This window comes from Nitrospira sp. CR1.1 (assembly GCA_014055465.1).
Lineage (GTDB): Bacteria > Nitrospirota > Nitrospiria > Nitrospirales > Nitrospiraceae > Nitrospira_A.
On sequence record WIAF01000013.1, the window covers coordinates 34,672 to 56,302 of the forward strand.

Consider the following 21,631-nt stretch of genomic DNA (forward strand, 5'->3'; position numbering starts at 1 on the left):
CAAACTACATCCGCTCAGCCAACACGAGATCGCAGATTCGCAGGAGATCGCGATGACGGGTCGCGGCTTCAAACAGATCTATCCTCGCCTGTTCGGCCAAATGCTTCGCAGCCCGTACTGCGCCATCTACCGCTTCGGGCACAGATTTCTCATCTGTCCCACCCGTATTGTCACAGAAGCTGAAGCCCGGGATGCATGAGACCAGCCGCAATCCACAGATCAACGCGTCGTACCAGACGAATTCAGACATACAGACGGAGGGTGGAGTAAAGATTCCTCGCTGTTCTTCTAGTCGTCCGCTGACGCGCTTGAAGAGCGTCCAGTGATCATCCGGGTTCAGGCCCTGAACGAGCGGCTCCAATCTCTCAAGCACCGCACTCAGCTCGTGTTGCACGTGCTCGAATGGACGAGATGAATTCACAAGGAGGCATCGAAACAACAACATCCCCAAACTATGGAAATCGCATGCATGATTGAAGGCACGATAGATTTCTGTCCGGACGTCCGAAAACACCTGTTGTTTGGCCCGTTCCAATTGCGCCCAAGCGGCCTGTGAAATTGCATCTGTCACACCGCTGACGACCACCCCCCGTTCCGCCTCCTCTACTTTTCTTGCCCACAGTGAAATCGGTGTCATTCCACTTCCTGGCAGCCTCAGGGCTAGGCAAAATACATCGTGTTCGGAAAAATCAGCGAACGACACCGCATCGGAAAACACATGGGCTCGTATGAGGCCGCGTGAGGCTTGCTCATCCGCATCATAGGGAATTCGCTCAACTGAACGAAGCAGGACGGTGACCGGGACTTCACGCCCCATCGGCCATTGCTTGATGGCAGGCGCAGCATAGACGGCATCAACCTCTCCAGACGGAACAACAATTTCGCGAGCCATTTCCTTCGGCATGGTTTCATGAACCAAGGATCGAGCCCCTTCCGCCACATCCAACTTCACCGCGAATGACCATCGAGCCGGCAGCCACGTAAACGTAGAGTCGCTTGCAAGCGCACTGATATGGTGGGGCGCCAGCGACAAGTGAGGACGTTGATGCTGTTGATAGAATTCGGCTACAGAACGGCAGAGGCAGGCAAATCCGCTGAGCTTCAACCACAAAAACTCAAGTGGAAGCCGATTCGCATCGTCTTGGAAGAGAAACTGTCGACCTGATGAAAATTTGGTTTCTAGAGGCGGGCAGGAATGAATCGGCTCGGGGACCGTCGACCAGTCAGCGCCTCCTAGGAGATCACAGGCCATGTCCCATCGAAGGCAAGGAACAGCAGCTCCAGATTCGGGAATCTGTGGCGCAGGATCAGGCATAGAGCTTTCACCTTACAGAACAAAATCCCACACGACCGGTGCAGATGACTGGGTGCGTCTGTGACGGATCGGAAGGTAGTCCTTTCACCGAAACAAATCAAGCACATAGATAGTGGAATGGAAGTATTTCGCACTTCCTCGATCTACTTGCGGAGATGTCGTGACGGAGGACGTTGTTATGAAAGTGACGTGCATCAACGGCCTTGCTTCCCTTTGTCCCGGTGGACCAATTTTTCGCCTGACCAGAACCGGAATGTACGGATCACTCTGACAAATCGCTGCCCCATCAGACGATTGCGGACAAATCGCCGCCTGACGCTTGAAATTCGTACGGATAGAACAAATGGGAATAGGTATAGATTCTGCTTTGACACCAAAACACGATGGCGTCACACCTTGTAATCAGACCCCTCCAGCTGGCCCTGCTCGGAGTCTTCTTTCTGCAAGGTTGTGCTACTCCGGCGGGAAACTATCAGGAGCGGCACACAATCAAAAACCTGACGGTTGTGTTTCTGGATGAGGAAAGTCTTCACCGTGAATGGCAAGCGATGAGCGGACGCCAGCCGGTTATATTCGGTTCACAGTCAGGTACCGGGATCCCCACGCTGAAAACCTTACGAGGATTTTATGATTGGCCCTCCAATACCCTCTACTGTCCGAAGTGGAACTTTGAAGTATGTGGGCACGAACTGCACCATGCGGTTCTTGGACAGTTTCATTCGGATTAGCCTGCTTGGCAGCCCAGACATCAGCAATCCGCACCAAACACCCCGCGTATCTGACCTCTACTCTTTCAGATAGGGTCTTAGATCGGATGCCACGTCTCGCAAGACCTGGCTATCTCGTTCCCATGCCTCCATAAATAGCGCAAAGCGCGTTTTGTCATACAGCCCCGGCATCCAGGCACTCATAAATAAATGCCCCTCCGTCGTCCATACGGCTCGCGACACTTGTGTCCGTAGATTGACGCCGTTCGCCACTGCATGGCGCTTGGGCACATCTTCCTCAGCGCTCTTTCCTGGAAAGGCTGTCTGAACCAGAATCCCGCCCTTTTGATATGACACGATGATGTGTAGCTTGGAGAAATGTCGAGCCCGCACACCCTGTTCAACCACGTCACTCTGATATCCAAGGAAGTCGAGATGCGAAATAATTGGATCGTAGGCAGAATCAGCCCACGCCAGCGAACTTGCCCACATCGTCATGGCCGCAAGAAGGACGATGCAGAGACCAATTCGCATGGTCCTCCAGAGTGCAGTCCCTACATCCTTGCATTCATCCTGCTTCATACGCTAACAATCTCCGAATTATTTTTTCGCAACCGGTACACTGATGCGTAATTCGGAGCCGGGCTCGATCCGCAAGAGCGCCGCATGTTCATCCAATACCACGGTTGAAGTCGTCCCCGCAGGTGCGCGAAATGGCGTGAACCCCTGCGGAAGTTGTATATTAGTTTTGCTCCCTGCCACTTGGATGGCTTTGCCATTGGACGATTGGAACGGCGCATTAAGATGGTCGGTCAGGAGCCCGCATTCCCCGCTCGCGCACAAGGTATTTGTAAGCCTTAGCGTGTTGGCGGTTTGATCGAAAATCCCGAACGCATCACTGTTCAATCGAAAGACAGAGTTTCCAGTAAGGCTCAAGAGCGTACCGCCGATGTTTAAGGTGCCGGCATTCGCCAAAGAGAACAGGTAGCCGTTCACGGTCGCACCTGTCCTCGCCAGATTTAGGAAATTACCCGCGACATCCATGGTCTTCCCGTTCAGCCGGACCAAAGCGTCACCCGGGACGAGATTGGCCCGCAGCAATTCTTTGCTCGGCCCCGTCCCTGCCAGATCGATCAGATGCCCGGTGGCAGTGAATTGACTATTCGTCACCGTCAGAATGGGAGAGCTGGCGTCCAGCAAGGCACGATCCAGCACAAATCGTCCAATTCCCGATTCCGTAGCCCTGACGACGGCAGCAGACGAAACTTTAACCGTGGAGTCATTGACCTCCAGCAGCGGGGGGATTTCTCCCTTCGCCCGGTTGGGAATCAATTGTCCGCTTTCAAGTCGACCTGTGCCTGTGGAAAAATCCTCGATTTGAGTGGCACCAACTAGCGACGAGGTCGAGGAGTTCGGCCCTCTTAACTGACTGTCCAGCACACTTACCAGTGATATCCTAAGTTCTTCATTATTCACAATGTCTGGTCTGATAGAGCTGCCGCTTAGAACAGCGACGATCCTATCTTCGACTTCCACAAAAGCTGGTCTTTCTCCAACAGCAACGATAGCTGCCACCGAACCTTGCAATTCAGGCCTAGCGCTCTGATGCTCAAAATAACTCAATGTTCCACTAGGTGCCGGAAGAGGTTCAGGGTCACCGAAATGATAAGGATACGCGCCTCTCGTGATGGCATTCGTGACCGTAACGTCAGTGGCATCAGCTAGTACTATACCTCCTGATAGCTTAACGGGAGACAAGGGATCGGAATCACTTCTCGCCGTGAGTCTCGCGTCCACGAAGCTGAAGGGTGAAGTCCCAATCCCCTGGGATCGAGGCTCAAAAAATCCATTAGCCGTGGAAAACGAGTCACAATTGGCACACACTTTCCTGTCCGAACGGGAGCTGAAATCTCCCAAAATAGCGCCCTCAGCTGGGCCGGGGAAATTCGTGCTGAGAGAATCATTGACAACTGGCCTATTGTCAGTCGGAGAGCGCGCAATGATGGTCGGTAGTTTTCCAAGTGAGCCATCACTGAGCAGGGGATCAATGAATCCCCTATAGTCTTGGCTAATATTGACCCCAATATTTCCGTTTACCTCAATAGGCTTAGCGGTGATGCTAGAGACTGAGAGCCGCTGTCCTATTGATATTGATTGATTTTTCCCATCTAAACTAAACCGCAATTCTAAACCATCAAACTCGAGAAACGCGGTCGCACTGCCAATTCGTTGGGGTTCTCTTCCAAAATCAAGTAAAGAAGCAAAAATATTTGTTCGGAGTATACTTTTTTGATTCGTACCAATATTGGTTAATTCAAACACTCCTTGAGGTGATTCAGTGCTCGTACCAGGAGTTAAGGACAGAATTCGAATTTCGTAAGGTTGAAAAGTCAGCAACTTGGTATCGACGATCCGGATTGGTTCGGCGTCGAGCTGAATCTCTGTCAGCCCGGACGGGACAAACGTACTCACCTTCGGCAATTGAAACTGCAATCTATCTCTAATCCCTCGAGATACCAAACTACTTAAAGGAGCTAGGCCTCCATGTGGCGCAAATTCCCGTGCACCACTGTCTATAAAGACCAACTCTGTTCCCTTAAATTGACTGCGAGTTCCGTCCGCTCCTTTCGTGATTGAAACTAGCCCGAATCCACCTGGAACCGTGATTTCTGATGTAAGCGCCCTTGCATTTAGACTTGTATTAGAATCATTGCCGTCATCTCCAATCCCTGTCCCTGCCCGATTGATCGCCGAGAGTAGGGCGGCGGTGTAGGGGTTCCCAGTGCCGAACAAACTCGCCGTGGGATTGTTGGAATTCGATGAATTACTTGTTTGGGTCGGGTTGGTTCCAAACAGGGTCGAGATAATCGTGCCGCTTTGACTTTCTTTGCCTTCGACTGTCGTATCAGGGTCCCCATAGAGAGCCTGCTGCAGGGCACTAACCTGTTGCATTTGCCGCTCCGAGACCAGATCGAGTCCCGCCTGCGGGGTCGCGGCATGGTGCGTTGCCGCAAGCAACATCGGTCCAGTCCCGGCTAAGGCGCCCTCGATCCCACTCGGCGTTCCCAGTGTCCCGCCGGTCACCTGTACCGACTGGCCGGACTCGACAACGAATGGCGTTGCGCCTACGGCCCGAGTTCCAATCGTCGCCGGCCCTTCATAAACTTCAAAACGTTCGTTAAGGATCGCCTCCGTCTGCACTGGGTAGACCGGAGTATACGAGACCAGCAGTGCCCGTCCCTCTGGCTCCTGCTTCCGTTCGGTTTGCTGAGGCTCCGTGCCGACCGTGGCTTTGAGAAGACCGCCCCGGGTCGCGAGCTGCGCACCGGGCGTTTCCACGATCACCGTCTGCCCATCCCGTAAGGCACTGGCTGCGGCTGACACCAAGACGCTCCCTTTCGTGAGATGCACGACGGTATGGCCCTCTCGCTCTTCTAACATGACATCGGACTCGCTCAACAGGGTCACAACAGCGTGATTGTTGATCAAAACCTCAGCAGAACTGTCACGGGCCGTTCGCACCTGTTCGCCAAATAGAATCTGTTCACTGAACCGCACTGGTCTGGCCGTCTCCCCTGCCGATACCGTGAGATCGCTTCCGCGAATACCTGACACGACTGCCTGGTTGTGGCGCCGCACCTCCACCCCCCGTTGCTCCATGGCCCAGATAAATCCAGGCCCCGCGAATTGCAGTGCTGTCAGGGTCACCACAAGTAAACGGAAGAAGGGAGATGCCGGCATGATCGTCCTCCTCGCGTGAGAAATTGACTCGCATTCACAGCACGAATCTCTGCTTGACAGGCCTAGGTGACTTCTATACAAGGGCAACGGCTGCCAGTGAAATCACCACGGTATAGTACGTAGCAACGTTCCCTACAGATGGCGGAAGGAGGCTACAGTAATGGCTTTACAAGGTCAAGTGGCTCACCAGAAGAAAAGAATAAATGCGTGTATTTCGGGACTGCTCCTGTTCATTACGGTTATGGGAGTACACGTATTGTTTCTCCATCCTGCTCTTGCGCAGCCCTCAGAAGGGAACGTCTTAGTGGCACAGGCAGTCCTCGCGTACGAGGCGAAGCGATATGATGAAGCGCTGAATCTCTTGACCCGTGCCCGCACCCATGATCCGCACAATGCGCGTGGACTCTACTATCTGGGATTGACCCAATTGGCTCTTCAGCACCCGGATGACGCAATCGAGCCGCTTGAGGCAGCCAGGCAACTGCAGCCAACCGATGTGAATGTCCAGTATCAACTCGGCGTGGCTTATCTCGCAGCGAATCGCTATGACGAAGCCGCCCCTCTCTTTGAGCAGGTCTATCAGCAGGAACCGAATATGGATAATCTTAGTTATTATGTCGGATTAACCCGCTATAGAAGGAAAGAGTACAAGCCGGCGGTTGAAGCCTTTGACCAGGGCACTGTCACCGATCCCAATCTCCAACGCCTGGCAACCTTCTATCGAGGACTCGCCTTAGGCGTATCGGGAATGACACAGGAAGCTACGGCCGCCTTCCAGGATCTACAACGTAGCCGGGCAGTTGATCCGTTGACGCAGACAGCGATCAGGCTCAGTGAAAGTCTGGCCGCTCGGCAGGGGGTTCAACGAGAAGAAAAGCGCCTCCGCGCCAGCATCAGCGTGGGCGGCTACTATGATGACAACGTGGCCATCAATCCGGACCGTTGCGACCGCTGTAACCCGGCGGTGAGATCATTGGTTGACCAGTTCAGGGAGCGCCGAACCAATTCCCCGGGCGCCATCGCGACGGTGAATGCAGAATATTCTTTCCTCCGTCACGAAGGCTTTGAGAGTTCTGTGAGCTATTCGTTTCTGCAGACCTCCAACTATGCCGGGAATTTGGATCGGTTCAACATTCAGAGTCATCAACCCGGACTCCATAGTTACTATCGAACGACGCTGGCTGACATGCCCTTCCAATTGGGATTGGATTATACCTACGACTATGTGTTTCTCGATTTTAACGGATTTCTATCCCGGCACAGCCCGACCCTATCCGCGACGATTGTGGAACCGAACACAACTGTGCCTTTGTTAGGCAGTGTCGGTCATATGACCACCACGCTGGGCCGATACCAGAAGAAGAACTTCTTTGGCGAATTCGATCCACGATTTCCTTCCGAGCAACGCGACGGCTATAACACGATGGTCGGCCTGTTTCATTCGTTCCGTTTCGCAAGTGATCGGACCATCCTGCGCGTCGGATACGAATATGATATTGAACGCACAGAAGGGACCGCCTTCTCCTACAATGGCCATCGATTGGAGGCCGGACTCCAAGTGCGCCTTCCCTGGGATATGCATGCAGGTTATACTTTTAGCCTGCATTTCCGGGACTATCAAAATCCTCAGACGCTGTTTCTGGACAAAGACGCCGCTCTATCCAAACGCAAGGACACGCAATACGACCATTTGATCCAGCTGACCAAAGCATTGAGCGAACACTGGCTGATCACGGCCCAATTCTCCCATACCACCGCCGTGTCGAATGTTGCCATTTATGATTACTCAAAGAATGTGGCGACCGGCTTAGTAACCTGGGTTTATTAATGTATTAGGCTCCAACCCATTCTATCGACAAAGAGGTTGTTCGAATAACGGACGGATCGAACCATGTGGTTCAAGCTCCGATCGGTTCACGCTTCCGCTATCGCCACGGTCCTCGTGGGCTCAGCGGCTTTTTCGATTTATCCAGCATGGGGCGCCGCCCACGGATCTCCTGTATCCAATTCTCCGCCTGCCGAAGCAGAGTCGCTCGCGCGTGCCGATGAGCTGAACCGGCAAGCGCTCACGCTCCACCACTCCGGTAGATTTGCGGACGCGCTGCCTCTTGCGAAAGAGGCCCTAACGCTTCGAGAGGCGGCTCTCGTCCCCAAGGATCTGCTCATTGCGGAGAGTCTAAATACCCTAGGAATTGTCCTCCAAGAATCTGACTATAAAGCTGCTCGTCCTTTACTTGATCGCGCCCTCAAAATTCGCCAAGAAGCGTTCCCTTCGGATCCTCTCGCCATCGCAGAAAGCCTGACCAACCTTTCCCGTACGCTATACGCTGCAGGCCAATTCGCCCAAGCCCGGCCGATGCTTGACCAAGCGGTCCACATCAGAGAAACGTCCCTCGGGCCCACTGCACCACAAGTCGCGGTGAGCCTCGTTCATCTTTCGATTGTTGTAAGTCAACATGGTGACCTCCAGCATTCCCGCTCACTGATGGAAAGGGCCCTTTCCATTCTGAATCCTCTGGAACATGACCATTCGCTTGAACTTGCCATGGGGCTCAACTATTACGGCAACATTTTGCGTCGCCAGGGCGAATTCGCGGAGGCTCGTGTTCCCCTCGAACGTTCGCTCTCGATTCGGGAGCGAATTCTCGGTCCCTCACATCCCCATGTCGCGCGAACGTTATCCCGAATGGGCCAGCTCGAGGCAGTGACGGGGAATTATCAAGCAGCACTGCCCCTGTTCCAACGCGCTTTGCGAATCAATGAAGAATCTCTTGGCGCCACTCACGCTGAAATCGCCGGCGATTTGAACGAAATCGGTTCAGTGCATCGAGCACTGGGAAACTTTGCAGAGGCGAAGCGGTCCTTTGAGCGAGCACTTCGCATCCAGAAAGCCACTGTAGGCCCGCAGCATCCGTTCGTCGCCGTGACATTGAATGCCCTGGGACAGCTGGCAGCTCAAGTGAATAAGCCGGACGAAGCCAAGTCCTTGTTTCAAGAAGCGCTCGCGATCCAAGACCATGCACTGGGACATGGGCATATCTTCTCCACCGAAACCTTAACGGCCCTTGGCTATCTGGATGTTCAGCGTGGTGCCCTGAAAGAAGCAACGGATTACTTTGAACGTGCCAGTCGAATCAGGGAGTCGCTGCTAGGTTCGACTCATCCTGATGTGGCAGCCAGCTTATTCGATCTAGCTCGGGGTCTTCATGCGCAAGGCAAACTCAAGGCAGCACGTGAGCACTATGAACGCGCGCGCCGTAGCACCCTCATGCATATTTCTGCAAACCAGAATTTAGAGGAGGCCTCCCAGACTCGGGTATGGGCACAACAGTTAAAAGGCTTGTATGACTATGAATTACTCTTAGCCACCGTGGCGAACAAGCCTTCACTGGATACAACTCCGCCAACTGCTATGGCCGACAGCTTCCTCGTAGCCGAGCAAGCCCGCGGCTGGATGATTCAATCCGCCATAGCGAGAGCCATGGCAAGACAGTCTCTTGAAGGAGACACGCATCAGCTGGTGCTCAAGCTTGATAATTTGAGACGTCAGCGGCAGGCAGTGTGGGGCAAGCTGACCGAGCTATACTCACAATCCGTTGAACAGCGGAACGAAACCGACCTAGCCAATGTGCAGAGGGAACTTGAGACTGTTCAGGCGACAATCTTGTCAGATGAGAAAGATCTAGAACATGAATCTCCTCGTTACGCCGAATTTGCCTTGCCAAAGCCCGCAACAATATCTGGCACACAATCGCTGCTTACCCCAAATGAAGCGCTCATCAGCTGGCTAACACTTTCCGACCGTATCTGTATCTGGCTGGTACGATCAGGGCAGCCCCCGCTCTACCGGGAGAATTTCATCCCCCGGTCTAAATTGGCGGATTTGGTCAATCAAGTCAGAACAAGTCTGACACCTGCATTCACGTCGTCTCCCGATGTGGCAGGCCTTCCACCATTTGCCATTGATGCCTCACGCGAACTCTATCGGCTACTTATTGAGCCCGTCTCCTCCCAGCTTGATAAAATTGAGCATCTCGTCCTCATTCCTGATTCAGTGCTTATGCCCCTCCCACTCGCTGCATTGCTACATGACCAAACAAACCGATGGCCCAACGGACTAGCAGACTTTGCTCGGACAGGGGGAATCGTGCCTGTCAAAGATCTGGTCCGCTATAAAGATCTTCCGTGGCTCGGATCTGCCTACACCCTCACCGTCATTCCTTCCGCCTCAGCACTAAAACTACTGAGAGAAAGCACCAGTCTTAAGAATGGTCGTCGGGAACAATTTATCGGATTCGGCGATCCAGTACTCCAAGGAACCGGAATTTCTCGAGGTGGAGCTTTGCCGAAGCATCGAGGCGCGCGAGTGCTCCGCAGCGAGCTCGAGTTGCTGAATCGACTACCCGGTACCCGCGAAGAATTGCTTGCCGTTGCTGCCGCCATGAACGTGCCACCGGAAGGGCATGTTTTCCTCTCTGAGCAAGCTACGGAAACCCAAGTCACTCAACTCAATCGATCCGGCCGCCTCGGCTCTGCTAATGTGCTGTCGTTTGCTACTCATGGGCTTCTCTCTGGCGAACTTCTGGGCTTGAAACAGCCGGCATTGGTGTTGACCCCTCCGCCCTTCCCCACAGACGAAGATGATGGTCTGCTTTCGCTGGACGACATTCTTCATTTGAACCTTGCACGGACGAATTGGGTCATTCTCTCAGCCTGTAATACTGCAGGGGGTGACGGTAGCGGAGATAACCTGACAGGTTTGGCACGAGCGTTTTTCTTTGCCGGGGCGAAGGCCCTGTTGGTTTCTCAATGGAGCGTCGACGATCGAGCCACGCAGTTTCTCATGACAGAGACGTTTAAATACTATGGCGGGAATACTTCACATACCCCGGCGCAAGCTCTTCGTCGAGGGATGTTGGCTGTCATGGCCGAAGCAAACTCGAATCCGAAGCATGTCTACTTTGCCCATCCCTTCGCCTGGGCTGCGTTTTTCTTGGTAGGCGAGGGCCACTTGTAGGATAATCCTATTTCTTCACGAGATCCTTTGCCCAGTCCAGGGCTGCGGCGTACTCCTCCTCCTTCGGTTTGGTGCATTTTTTACCTCGAACACCGTAACTGATGGTGCCCGTGCGGATGGGACAGGTGCCGAAAGCGGTTCCGAACTCGACCACTCCTTCCAGCACTCGCAACGTCGTCTCGCCATCCTCCTGCACCTTGATGTCGAATTCGGTTTGTTTCACTCGCGCACTAGCTACCGGCGTTTCGACTTCCAATGGCTTGGGCCCTTCTGCGATCCTGACGAGTAACTCGCCTTTCTTGACTCGTAGAATTCTGATCAGGGGACGATGCTTCTCCCATCGAGAGAGCACCATCACCTCCGTCCCTTCGTTCAAATAGACTTGTATCGCGCCGTCCACGAGAATCTCTGCCTGGTTGCCCGGCTCTGTCTTCAGCACATCGAACTCATAGAGGGGCACCGCCCCCTTACCGCGCAGGGCCTCTTGAATTCCATCTTTTCTCACAATGAGAAGCGACCCGACGGCGTTTTGCGCCATTCCAGCCGCTTGTGACTGAGCCGACGCGTCTTCGTCCATGAGAAGCATCGCTCCCAAGGGCACCATGATTGCGAGACCAACGACTGCAAGAACGCGAACCAACCGAGCATCTGGCCTAGATGAGACATTGCGCATAATGCTGTTCTCCAAGAGCGGTTCGAATGTTGGTCAAATCCATGATCAGCGCTGGCTCTTGCTGATTGCCTCCATTCTGATTCTATCGAGAGACCACGACGCGAATCGGTTTCCGACCTAACGGCACGGTCGCGATGACCTGACTTGTCGCCGTATCGATCACCCGGAGATCGTTTGATTTCGAATGTGCGACGTAGACAAGCGAGCCCAGAGGATTCGACCAAATCCCATTGGGTTCCTCTCCGACATCAATCTGATCTCGAATCTTGAGATTTTTAGGGTCTGCCAATGTGGTCACGACTTTGTTGAGTCCTCCGACGGATATATAGGCCAATGGACCAGTCGTGCCTTTGTAACCGAAGGTGATTTGCTGTGGAGCCTGACCGACGTCCAACGTCCCCACAACCTTATTCTCTTTCGGATCAATCACAAACACATCGTTCTGCCCCGTATTCGTGCCCCAGATATACCCGTTCGGAGCGAGCACGAGAAAATGCGGGTTCGTGCCGACCGGAATTGTCTCGATAACCTGATGGGCCGCCACATCCACAACTGAGACGGTTTTGTTCATACTGCTGACATACGCGAATTGCCCATCCTGGGAAAACGTGATGCCCATTGCCTGTGGAATGGGAATAACGCCGAGGACCCGGTATCCGACTGTTTCAACGATGGAAACAGTTCCATCCGCAATGTTCGCAACCCAGGCATGTTTGCCATCGTTGGTGATGGCGACCACATGACTTCGCTTTCCCGTATATATCGAGGCAACAGTCTGTAAGGTGGGAGTGTCGATGACCGAGACGGCGCCTGAAGCAAGATTCGTTGCAAACAACTTTCGACCATCACGGGTCAAGGCCAGATCGTGGGTGGCATGATTGAGGGTTTCGATCTCCCCCACCGGCTTGAAGGTGTCGCCGTCAATAACCGACACCGTATTCGAGCTCTCATTGGCCACATAAATTCTCGTCGCATCACGCGGTGGCATGACATTGGAAACCGGTGGCGTCTCCGCACAGCCCACACTAAGACCTGTCAGAAGTATTGGCCACAACATGAACGAAAAGAGTGGCGAAGCTCTTGTGATCCGTTGCATCTTGGCCTCCCTGCCGGATAGCGGCTGGTGACATCAGCCCTATGATGGCTCCCCTGCGGCAATGAAGCTACTGGTACGCCTCACACTCAAAAAATTCAACCACTATTCCTCAATTCCTCCGAAGAAATAATTACACGTATTTCTCGGCCCTCCCTGGCAAGTCCTCATTGAGAAACGAACCTACTTGCGGTAGCTTATGAGCATTGTTCTTGCTGCCGGCCAAATCGTCCCAACAGGCAGGCGCAAGGATCCGAACGGATAGTTTCCCAGCCTTACTTGAACTAAATGATTCCTCATTCAGAGAACGCTCATCTTCCATGGCACGGTGCAGGGCTGAGTGATGTCGGCTTACTCCGCTCGTCCAATCAAGACGCGTTCGTCGTGGACAATGACCTAGGCGTATGGGTGGTGGCCGACGGCATGGGGGGGCGAGCCGGCGGCGACGTCGCCAGCAGGCTGACCGTCAAGGCGCTTATCGATCACTTCCAGCAGCACCAAGAAAGCGGCCGACCAGCTATCGTCAATGGAAACGATGGTGAGACATCAGTTCAATTGCGTAAAGCGATTCAACGGGCCGACGAGGCCATTCGAGGGAAAGCGCGTGAAGAACCGGCCTTGTCCGGCATGGGCACCACCATCGTCGCGGTGGTGGTGTCATCCTTATCCCCATTACAACTCGTGATCGGCCATGTCGGAGATAGTCGGGCGTATCTGTACCGCGATCAGGAGCTTCGACTTTTGACCCGCGATCATTCGTTGGTCGAGGATCTCCTTGCACGCGGTCACATTTCACCGGAGGAAGTTCCTTCTCATCCTCAGCGTCATATTCTTGTGCGTGCATTGGGCGTAGAGGGGCAGACAGACCCTGATATAGCCAGTCAGGCGGTCCAACCAGGGGATATCCTGCTGCTCTGCACCGACGGCATTACAAAAATGTTGAGCGATCAGCAAATCAGCGGCCATTTGAACCACGCCAGTCATTCACCACATGAGGCATGCAATAGGCTGGTCTCAGAAGCCAATGCAGAGGGAGGAAAGGACAATGCAACAGCTGTTGTTGTACGCTTCTCCTAACAACCTGGAACCAACATCTTGCTCCCGATAAGACACACTACCCGACAGCGAAGATGCCGGCGCATCGCAGCGTAACATTATGACATTTGATTTCGAATCCCTCAATTTAACCGAAATCATTCGGCTTCAAAATCAACTGTCGGAGTTGCTTGCCCGGCGTTTTGAAAGGACTCTCGCGCTTGCCTTCAGCGACGTGACCGGCTCGACGGCGTATTTTGCCCGCTTCGGAAATGAGGCGGGGCGCAGACTCCAGCAGCGCCATGTCGACCTCATCGTCAAGAGCCTGGATGGATCATCCGGCCGCATTGTGGATACAGTCGGCGATGGCGTGTTTCTCTGCTTCCCCCGCGTCGAGGCGGCGATAGAAGTGTTGGAACGTTTCCAGTCCCTGCGACTGCAGGAGAATTCTCATATTCCCCCTGAGCATCAGATGACAACGAGAATCGGCATCCACTGTGGCACCGTCTTGACGGATGGGGTCATCGTCACGGGCGACCCGGTCAACCTCTGCGCGAAACTCGCCGCTACCGCGCAACCAGGCGAGATTCGCATCACGAAACAGGCATTTCTCGAACTGACTGTCCAACGGCGGCTTCGCTGCCGGTCTATTGGCCCGGTAAAACTCGCCGGGGTAAACGAGCCGATGGACCTGTTCGCATACGCCTGGGCTGATCCCGTCCGCTTTCCCGTTGCCGTGCTCATTGCGGAAACAGGAGAACAGATCCCTCTGCCGCCACAGCCGATCATTACCTTCGGCCGGTTACGCGAACTGAACGGCACCCATGCGAATGATATTGTGCTCACCCACAAAGATCCGACTCGGGCGCAGCACATCAGCCGGTGGCATTTCGAAGTACGGCGGGCTCCGGAAGGACTGATTCTGCGCTCAGTTTCGACTCAACCGACCGAGGTGAATGGAAGGGCTATCTGCAAAGGAGAAGAAACAAGCGTCTCGGCAGGGACTATCGTTCGCTTATCAGATGTCCTGACCCTACAGTTTATTTCCAGCGCATCAGACGAGGCATCTGAAGACAACGCCGTGACCACCATTTCTTAGGGTTCCCGCACGGCCCTGTGAGCATCGTGCCTTGCCCCTGTTGCGGGAGAGTCCAACTACTTATCCAATGGAACTCCTCTCCGTTGCTTGCTGTAGGTATCGACTGTCTTGCTCGTTGTGAGTAGCGGCACGGAACGATCCACCCCGGTTAACTTCGCGCCTCGACGCCCCTTCCTGATGTCGGACTCCAGGCGTTGGAGGTAGTCTCGGCTTTCGTCGCACCCACGTCCGGCACTATCACCGCCCTCCTCGATCGGCACCGCACTCAACATCGCCTTAATGGTTTCAGCGCCAAACGGGTGCGTGATGAGGATATGTTCCGGATCTGCATCACCCCCGAACGAATAGGTCCGCCCACCATGAATCAGCGCCTGGCCGCGATACACATTCGGCGCCAAATGCACCACACAACCATCAGCCATGAAATAGTCAAGTTTGAGATAGGCATCGCGATCAGACTGCACGTACACGATCAGACGATCCCCCTCGATGTAATGGCCATCGGCCTTATCGACCCACACCCTCAACCCAAACCCTTGCGATTGCGGCATCAACGGAGTTTGCGCCTCTTGCGCAACCTGTTTGGCGTTTGCTCGTTGCTTGATCAAATCCTCGAATGAAACCGGGCTCAGTTTGGCGCTCACCGTAATACAAATTTCCTGCCCCTTCTTTTCTTCTTTTTCCACCCTGATCTGTTCCAACATTCCGGCGCTCACCGTTTGAATCAGGTCGTCTTCAAGCTTCAACTTCCTCACGGTGGAAGTGGATTCCACCAACACACGATGACTGCGAACGGCTTGCTCCTGCGCAATGGTCATTGCGGCCCTTTTGGCCTGAGCCGGTGTTTCGTTATCGCCGTAGGAATAACAGCCCTCGCCACGAACAGTCTCCAGCTCGTGACTCGCTGCCTTTGTGCCCGCAAGGACGATTGGGGAATCGAAAATCGACAAGACTACGCAGAGCGCAAGCGGTGCAGAGGACCATGGATGCAGCTTATTCATAGGTCACCCGTTACCCTGTCAATCAGCAATGAAGGTTATGGTTCTCACGCCGCCAAGGGAGTTCAGAAAATATAGACAATTGTGCCCCCCTTGTCGAGGAATGCCTCACGAGAAATACACGTATAGCGGCCGGAGTTTCCTCTTATTCATCGGCAATGTCCATTGCAGCAGTCCTGGCTTCCCGATACAATCATATCGGGCATCCAAGTGTTGCTCTTCCTATGGCATCCTGCAATAGGGAGCACCTACGCGCGATGCCGTCGATCAGCCGGGAAAGAAGGAGGTGCGTCATGGCCACGGTGCTTGCCCCTCCAACCATTCACAACAAACCCCTGCCGACGCCCTCTCACGGCCCGGCATCTTACGTGATCCCCGACATGAAAACTCTGACGCTTCTTGCGGTCTTCTTTGTCTGCATCGTCGTTGCCGGTCAGGACTGGGCACCAGACGCGCTCGCACAAGAGACCAGCTCTCCTGAGACGCTGATGGAACAAGGGCAATCCGCCTATCAGCAAGGGGCCTTCACCCAAGCGATGCAATATTGGACCGAGGCCGGCCTTCGTTATGAACGGGAGGGCAAAACACGAGAGCAAATCAAGGCGCAAGTGAATCTCTCGCAAGCGCTCTATCAAACCGGGCACTATAAGGAAGCGGGATCGATCTTGGTTGATTCGGGAAAACAAGTGGATCGAATTGGAGATCCCCTCCTTAAAGCCATTGTGCAGGGGCGGCTGGGCTCTGTCCTCTTTGCGCTAGGTGATAATAAAGAGGCGTTACGTGCAATCGAAGAGGGTCTCGCCTCGGCCAGAGCACTCGACAATTCGGCCCTTGCCGCGACCATGCTGAACGATCAGGGCAACATTCTCACGGCCGACGGACGATACTCTTCTGCGGTGGCTGCCTACACCGAATCGTCTATCCTGGCCAAAGCCTCTCGTCAACCATCGCTGACCACCATCGCCCTGATCAATGCCGGCCGAGCCACAATCCAAGAGGGGTCGCTCGACACAGCCAAGGCGCGCTTAGACCTCGCCGCGCAGGAAATCGCCTCGATGTCGGATTCGTTCGACAAGGCCAATGCCTGGCTCAGCCTTGGGGACGCCTATGAAGAAATCGTCCAGCCCCGCATCGGCGACGTCTCTTCGAGAAATGTCGTGCAACGGACGCTTCTTGCGGCCAAGAGTTCACGGGGTGTTGAACTACAGCCGGGGACACCTCCGACGCAGGGGCCGGGTGCGACCACACCTCCACCTGATACACAACCCCCTCCCAAAAAGCCTAGCCCTCTACCCACACTTCGCCAGGCGGCGGACGCCTACTGGAATGCGATCCAGGTCGCGACCAGGATCGGGGATGCACGAAACGAATCCTACGGGTGGGGCTACCTGGGTCACTTGTATGAAACGCAGCATCGCACGGATGAAGCGCTGGACCTGACCCGACGAGCCCTGCTCGCCGCTCAACAGGTCAGCTCTCCGGAGTCCCAATACCGGTGGCACTGGCAGACTGCACGTCTGCTGCGGTCCAAAGGCCAGATCAACGAGGCGATGGCTGCCTATCAGCGAGCGATTGAAACCTTGCAACCCATCAGGTCGGAGTTTACGGTGGGAGGCCACAACCGCCGGTTTTCCTTTCGCGAGACGACCGGCAATCTGTTCTTTGAGCTGTCAGATCTGTTACTGCAACGCGCAGCCTCAACACCAGACCTAGCGGCCCGCCAGCGTCTCCTCGGACAGGCGCAGGACACGGTTGAACTCTACAAGGCGGCGGAGCTGCAAGACTATTTCAGAGATGAGTGTGTCGCGACCGCCCGATCGACGAGCACGGCGGTCGCCCAGGAATCCAAGTCCACGGCTATCGTCTATCCCATTATCCTGGCAGACCGCATGGAGCTGCTCGTGAGCATGCCGGCCGGACTGAAACAGTTCATTGTGCCGGTGACCGGCGAGCAGCTGACGGAAGAAATACGCGCCTTCAGACTCGGCCTCGAAGATCGTTCCAACAACGCCTATCGTCCCCATGCCCAGAAGCTCTATCAGTGGTTGATTCGCCCCATGGAGGCAGACCTGACCAATGCGCACATCACCACCCTGGTTTTTGTACCGGACGGACCGCTACGGACGATTCCGATGGGGCCCTTGCATGACGGCACGAAGTTTTTGATTGAGCGCTATGCGGTGGCGACCACGCCGGGATTGACACTCACGGATCCGCGACCGCTCAACCGGAAGCAGATCCGCTTGTTCTCCATGGGGCTGACCGAGGCGGTGCAGGGCTTTTCGGCCTTGCCCTATGTCGGCAATGAATTAAAGGCGGTTCAGGCGATTTACGGTGGGAAACAGGTGCTGAATGAAGAGTTTCGCGCCGGGAAGGTCGAACGTGACCTTAATGAACAGCCATACAACATGATCCACATTGCCTCCCACGGCAAGGTTGAAAGTGATGTCACCAAGAGTTTTGTACTCACGTTTGACGACCGCATCACGATGGATCGCCTGAGCCATCTCGTGGGATTGTTCGAGATGCGCACGGTGCCTCTCGAATTGTTGACACTGAGCGCCTGCGAAACAGCCGCCGGGGACGATCGCGCGGCCTTAGGTTTGGCAGGAATGGCGATCAAGGCCGGCGCGAAAAGCGCCCTTGCGACCCTCTGGTTTATCGATGACGAAGCCACGGCCGAACTCATCACCGAGTTCTACAAGAATCTCCAGGACCCAGCCACATCCAAAGCGATGGCGTTGCAACAGGCTCAGCTCACGCTGCTGAAAAACCCCGAGCGAGCCCATCCCGGCTTGTGGGCGCCTTTCTTGTTGATTAACAATTGGTTGTAAGCTCGACTGCACGACCAGACCTCCTGCATCTACGTCCTGTCTCATCCTGATGCTCCTTCACGAGCAGAGCGGAACTCTTCGCCCCCGGTCCCCCTTCCTAGCCAGCTGAAAATCCCCTGCTATAGTTGATGGAGAGCAATGCTGCCTGCGTGGCACGTGATCTCTCCTGCCGTCGAGCATGCCGCTTCACGGATTCTAATGAGCAATTCCTTTTCTATTCCCATGCCTGCCTTCCGCATCTCTATCTTGATTGCTCTGTTCGTTCTGTCGAACTCCATCAGTGAGGCCGGTTTTTATACCGGAACAGAGAGCCTCACGGAAGTGTCGTCAACAACCGTCTCCTCCACCTGGCCTTCCCTTACGGATCTTTCAGCAAAAGAACGAGTCAAACCAAATCTCACCGGTGAAGAGTTCGGATACTTTTCACGGGTCGAAACAGGCTTTCTCGTGGCGACGGTAGAGGACAGTCCCATAGCCGGCACGAGAGCGGCCTCTGTCAGGCTTGCCCGCACGCAGGCCGTCCTTCATTCAGGAACCGGAACCACCGTACTCGGCGACCTCTACCTTGCCGACGATCATCCCATCGTGGCGGCAGAAGCGGCACAACTCCTGGCCTCGACAGCCCTGCTCCTTGATCGAGATCCAGGAACGCATCTGACGCTGGAAGCCTATTGTGATGAACGTGGGACAGAGGCCTATAGTTTCGTCATCGGCCAGGCCTGGGTATCAGATGTGAGCCGTCGATTGCAGGAGATGCGAGTAGGAGAGACGCAGGTCACGACAGTCAGTTACGGTCTACAACAACCAGCTTGCCAACAAAAGTCGACGACCTGTTGGGAAGACAATCTGCGTATGAAATGGTCCATCCGCCTGCTCTCTCCCGTCGAGTCCCAACAGGGCTGTCTAGTCCGCCTCAAACTTGCGACCAATGCTCCGCTCGGTGAGAATGCAATGGTCGCGGCCGGTCACCCCTACCTGCGTCGCATCCAACAGGGAGAACCCTATTCCGCCAAGGCTCCCGCCCCTAGCCCCCGATAAGCACACAGCAAGCTTTTCAGAAACAGCCCGCAGGATGCGCAAAAGGGCCATCCAGCAAGGCCACAGCGAGCGAAGAGGCGAATCGTACTCGTGCCGTACGGTGAGACTCTGAGGTTCACGACGCGCGGAATAACGCGCGTCACGTTTGTGAACGCCGCCGAGCCGGTGAGGCGGCAGTGTCTTGCGAGAGCGCCGCTGGCGAATTTTTCCGCATCCTGCTAGAGGATGTTGAGCACAAACTGGATATGCACCCCCTCATCCTGCAGACCGTTATGAGGGTTCGAGACATTATTCGTCACGAGACGCCGTCCCCAATACACATTGAGGTTTGCCACCGTGCTGATATTGAACCGGAGTCCGGCCCCCACGCTCGCCAACGTTTGCGGATCGCCGCTCACGCCCTTGGCCGACCAGGAATGGCCAACATCCGCGAAGGGACAGAACTGCACGTAAGGGAATCCTTCGCTTGAACTCCACAGAGGAAAGCGGGTCTCAAACTGATACACGAAGGCGTTGTCCCGAAGCAGGGTGTTTTCGCGATAGCCCCGCACGCTGTAGCGTCCCCCTACCGCCATTTGTTCGAGAGGAAACAGATGGTCATTGGCGAGCTGCATATTGAGAAAGTTTAATATTTCGATACGCGATTCAAAACGCTTCAACCATTCCGCCTGCCCGAGCCAGGAAAAAAACTGACCTTCCGCCGCTCCCGACGCTCCGTTGACCGTAGCCCCCAGGACATCGACCCCCGTGGAAAAGCGGGAGCGCACCGAAAATACGGACTCCGTGGTCCGATGGGTCCATTCCTGGATGAAGCGGAGCGCGGCGACATTCCCAAAGCCGTTCTTCATGCCAGTGACGAAGTCGAACGGCGTGCCAAGGAGACTATTGGCATTCTGCTCGTATTCGCCCACGAGCGCGATCGTAACCTCGTCGTTCAGGGTGCGATAGACCGGCTGGCGCAGCGACAGGGTGAAGATCTGTGTCTCGCTCTTGATATCCAGCGGCCGAAACGGATCTTCCACCACCTTGAACTTGAAATACCGGTAGCCCGCAAACAAAGTGGTGTCGTATCGGTTGAGGGGAATCGCATAGGAGGCATCCACCGCCGGGAACACGCCTATCTTAGCGGGGGAAGCCTGACCCGAAGCCCCGAAACTCATACTCAACACATCGCCACGGCCCGTGAGGTTGCGATGGGCCATCGTCCCGCGCAGCTGATTTTCGCCGACCGTGGGGTTGATGTAGTTGTTATACTCAACAAAAGCCCTGACGGGATTCGCCTCCTGCACCGCGACATCCAATATAGCTTCACCGGGAACTGTGCCCGGTTTGAGTTCGGCATTCAAGCGCTCCAGCCGGTCGTCCTGCAAAAGCAGCTGCAGCCGGTCCCGGAGCGGGTTCATGTTAAAGGGGGGCCCTGCGCTCAGCTCAATACGGTCGCGGAGGTAGGAGGGCCGAAACCATTTCGTGCCTTGAATTCTGACATCACTGAGCCTTCCTTCAATCACCTGCAGCGTGATCGTGCCATCGACCACCGCTTGATCAGGCAGCACCGCGCCTGAATTGGGATAGCCCTTGTCGATATAGGCCAGCGTAATGCGCCTTCGCAATTCCTCCAAATCTTCGGTCGTCACCTCCCGGTTTTCGTAGAGAGCGGTGAGTTGGGTCAACTCCTCCTGTGACAGTACGGTGCTGCCGACCACCTGGATCTGTCTGACAAAAACCCGCAATAGCGGGCCCTTCTGGCGGAGATCTCTCGGCGAAGGTTGGACCGGAGGAAGAATCTCCGTGGGAGGCTGCTCCGGACGCAAGGGCTGCTTCTGTTCCACCGGAGGTGGAAGGCCGGATCGGCCGGAAGGATCGATCACAGGGGGCAGGCCGACCTGCGCATAGTCAAGCTCAGGCATCAACAGACTGCAGGCAACCAGCATCAAGAGTTGGAAGAAGACGTTCCGGGAACAACCGCTCCACCCTCTCTGCATGCTGTTCGGCTGCGAGGAAGGCATAGGCTGATGCTCGGTGGCGTAATGGATGGTCCCCTCCTCCTGGCTCTTGACGATCAGGTGCCCCACCTTGCCGCC

At 55.0% G+C, this 21,631-nt stretch carries 13 protein-coding genes and 1 pseudogene; 6 read left to right on the forward strand and 8 right to left on the reverse strand.

Annotation, left to right across the window (positions count from 1 at the left end):
* Positions 1-4: 4 nt before the first annotated feature.
* The 3 genes from GDA65_18075 to GDA65_18085 form a co-directional block, all read right to left on the reverse strand.
* A complete protein-coding gene (locus GDA65_18075) occupies positions 5-1,315 on the reverse strand; it encodes a hypothetical protein (protein ID MBA5864593.1) in 1,311 nt (436 codons plus the stop codon).
* Positions 1,316-2,100: 785 nt separating this feature from the next.
* Positions 2,101-2,556 (reverse strand): hypothetical protein, encoded by a 456-nt coding sequence (locus tag GDA65_18080; GenBank protein ID MBA5864594.1) that lies wholly within the window; start codon positions 2,554-2,556, stop codon positions 2,101-2,103.
* Between the two features lie 66 nt (positions 2,557-2,622).
* Positions 2,623-5,763 carry a hypothetical protein gene (locus tag GDA65_18085; GenBank protein ID MBA5864595.1) on the reverse strand — a complete coding sequence of 1,047 codons (3,141 nt, stop codon included), beginning with the start codon at positions 5,761-5,763 and terminating at the stop codon, positions 2,623-2,625.
* Positions 5,764-5,923: 160 nt separating this feature from the next.
* Here GDA65_18085 and GDA65_18090 point away from each other — a divergent pair, with 160 nt between their 5' ends.
* Both GDA65_18090 and GDA65_18095 read left to right on the forward strand, forming a co-directional pair.
* Positions 5,924-7,591 (forward strand): tetratricopeptide repeat protein, encoded by a 1,668-nt coding sequence (locus GDA65_18090; protein ID MBA5864596.1) that lies wholly within the window; start codon positions 5,924-5,926, stop codon positions 7,589-7,591.
* Positions 7,592-7,654: 63 nt separating this feature from the next.
* Positions 7,655-10,780, forward strand: coding sequence for a tetratricopeptide repeat protein (locus tag GDA65_18095; protein ID MBA5864597.1), 3,126 nt, complete (start codon positions 7,655-7,657; stop codon positions 10,778-10,780).
* A gap of 7 nt (positions 10,781-10,787) precedes the next feature.
* On the opposite strand, the gene GDA65_18100 is transcribed toward GDA65_18095, so the two are convergent.
* On the reverse strand, positions 10,788-11,453 hold the full coding sequence (locus GDA65_18100) for a hypothetical protein (protein ID MBA5864598.1): 666 nt from the start codon (positions 11,451-11,453) through the stop codon (positions 10,788-10,790).
* A gap of 82 nt (positions 11,454-11,535) precedes the next feature.
* Positions 11,536-12,549: a hypothetical protein gene (locus GDA65_18105; GenBank protein MBA5864599.1), complete on the reverse strand. Its 1,014-nt coding sequence runs from the start codon at positions 12,547-12,549 to the stop codon at positions 11,536-11,538.
* 285 nt (positions 12,550-12,834) lie between these two features.
* Here GDA65_18105 and GDA65_18110 point away from each other — a divergent pair, with 285 nt between their 5' ends.
* Positions 12,835-13,623, forward strand: coding sequence for a Stp1/IreP family PP2C-type Ser/Thr phosphatase (locus tag GDA65_18110; protein ID MBA5864600.1), 789 nt, complete (start codon positions 12,835-12,837; stop codon positions 13,621-13,623).
* Positions 13,624-13,702: 79 nt separating this feature from the next.
* Complete coding sequence (locus GDA65_18115) at positions 13,703-14,680, forward strand: FHA domain-containing protein (GenBank protein MBA5864601.1); 978 nt, start codon at positions 13,703-13,705, stop codon at positions 14,678-14,680.
* Positions 14,681-14,736: 56 nt separating this feature from the next.
* Here the strand turns inward: GDA65_18115 and GDA65_18120 are convergent, their stop codons facing one another.
* Positions 14,737-15,681: a DUF4384 domain-containing protein gene (locus GDA65_18120; GenBank protein MBA5864602.1), complete on the reverse strand. Its 945-nt coding sequence runs from the start codon at positions 15,679-15,681 to the stop codon at positions 14,737-14,739.
* A 155-nt stretch (positions 15,682-15,836) separates the two neighbouring features.
* On the opposite strand from GDA65_18120, the gene GDA65_18125 reads away from it, so the two are divergent.
* Positions 15,837-18,512, forward strand: a complete 2,676-nt coding sequence (locus tag GDA65_18125; protein ID MBA5864603.1) for a CHAT domain-containing protein — start codon at positions 15,837-15,839, stop codon at positions 18,510-18,512.
* A gap of 138 nt (positions 18,513-18,650) precedes the next feature.
* Complete coding sequence (locus GDA65_18130) at positions 18,651-19,550, forward strand: OmpA family protein (protein ID MBA5864604.1); 900 nt, start codon at positions 18,651-18,653, stop codon at positions 19,548-19,550.
* Here GDA65_18130 and GDA65_18135 read toward each other — a convergent pair.
* Positions 19,514-19,759, reverse strand: a pseudogene (locus GDA65_18135) (hypothetical protein). The gene GDA65_18130 and the pseudogene GDA65_18135 overlap by 37 nt on opposite strands.
* Before the next feature lie 9 nt (positions 19,760-19,768).
* On the reverse strand, positions 19,769-21,622 hold the full coding sequence (locus GDA65_18140; GenBank protein ID MBA5864605.1) for a BamA/TamA family outer membrane protein: 1,854 nt from the start codon (positions 21,620-21,622) through the stop codon (positions 19,769-19,771).
* Positions 21,623-21,631 lie beyond the last annotated feature (9 nt).

Excerpts from the sequence above, each read along its gene's own strand:
- GDA65_18075 (MBA5864593.1), bottom strand. The coding sequence starts at position 1,315 with ATGCCTGATCCTGCGCCACAGATTCCCGAATCTGGAGCTGCTGTTCCT.
- GDA65_18080 (MBA5864594.1), bottom strand. The coding sequence starts at position 2,556 with ATGCGAATTGGTCTCTGCATCGTCCTTCTTGCGGCCATGACGATGTGG.
- GDA65_18085 (MBA5864595.1), bottom strand. The coding sequence starts at position 5,763 with ATGCCGGCATCTCCCTTCTTCCGTTTACTTGTGGTGACCCTGACAGCA.
- GDA65_18090 (MBA5864596.1), top strand. The coding sequence starts at position 5,924 with ATGGCTTTACAAGGTCAAGTGGCTCACCAGAAGAAAAGAATAAATGCG.
- GDA65_18095 (MBA5864597.1), top strand. The coding sequence starts at position 7,655 with ATGTGGTTCAAGCTCCGATCGGTTCACGCTTCCGCTATCGCCACGGTC.
- GDA65_18100 (MBA5864598.1), bottom strand. The coding sequence starts at position 11,453 with ATGCGCAATGTCTCATCTAGGCCAGATGCTCGGTTGGTTCGCGTTCTT.
- GDA65_18105 (MBA5864599.1), bottom strand. The coding sequence starts at position 12,549 with ATGCAACGGATCACAAGAGCTTCGCCACTCTTTTCGTTCATGTTGTGG.
- GDA65_18110 (MBA5864600.1), top strand. The coding sequence starts at position 12,835 with ATGATTCCTCATTCAGAGAACGCTCATCTTCCATGGCACGGTGCAGGG.
- GDA65_18115 (MBA5864601.1), top strand. The coding sequence starts at position 13,703 with ATGACATTTGATTTCGAATCCCTCAATTTAACCGAAATCATTCGGCTT.
- GDA65_18120 (MBA5864602.1), bottom strand. The coding sequence starts at position 15,681 with ATGAATAAGCTGCATCCATGGTCCTCTGCACCGCTTGCGCTCTGCGTA.
- GDA65_18125 (MBA5864603.1), top strand. The coding sequence starts at position 15,837 with ATGTCCATTGCAGCAGTCCTGGCTTCCCGATACAATCATATCGGGCAT.
- GDA65_18130 (MBA5864604.1), top strand. The coding sequence starts at position 18,651 with ATGCTGCCTGCGTGGCACGTGATCTCTCCTGCCGTCGAGCATGCCGCT.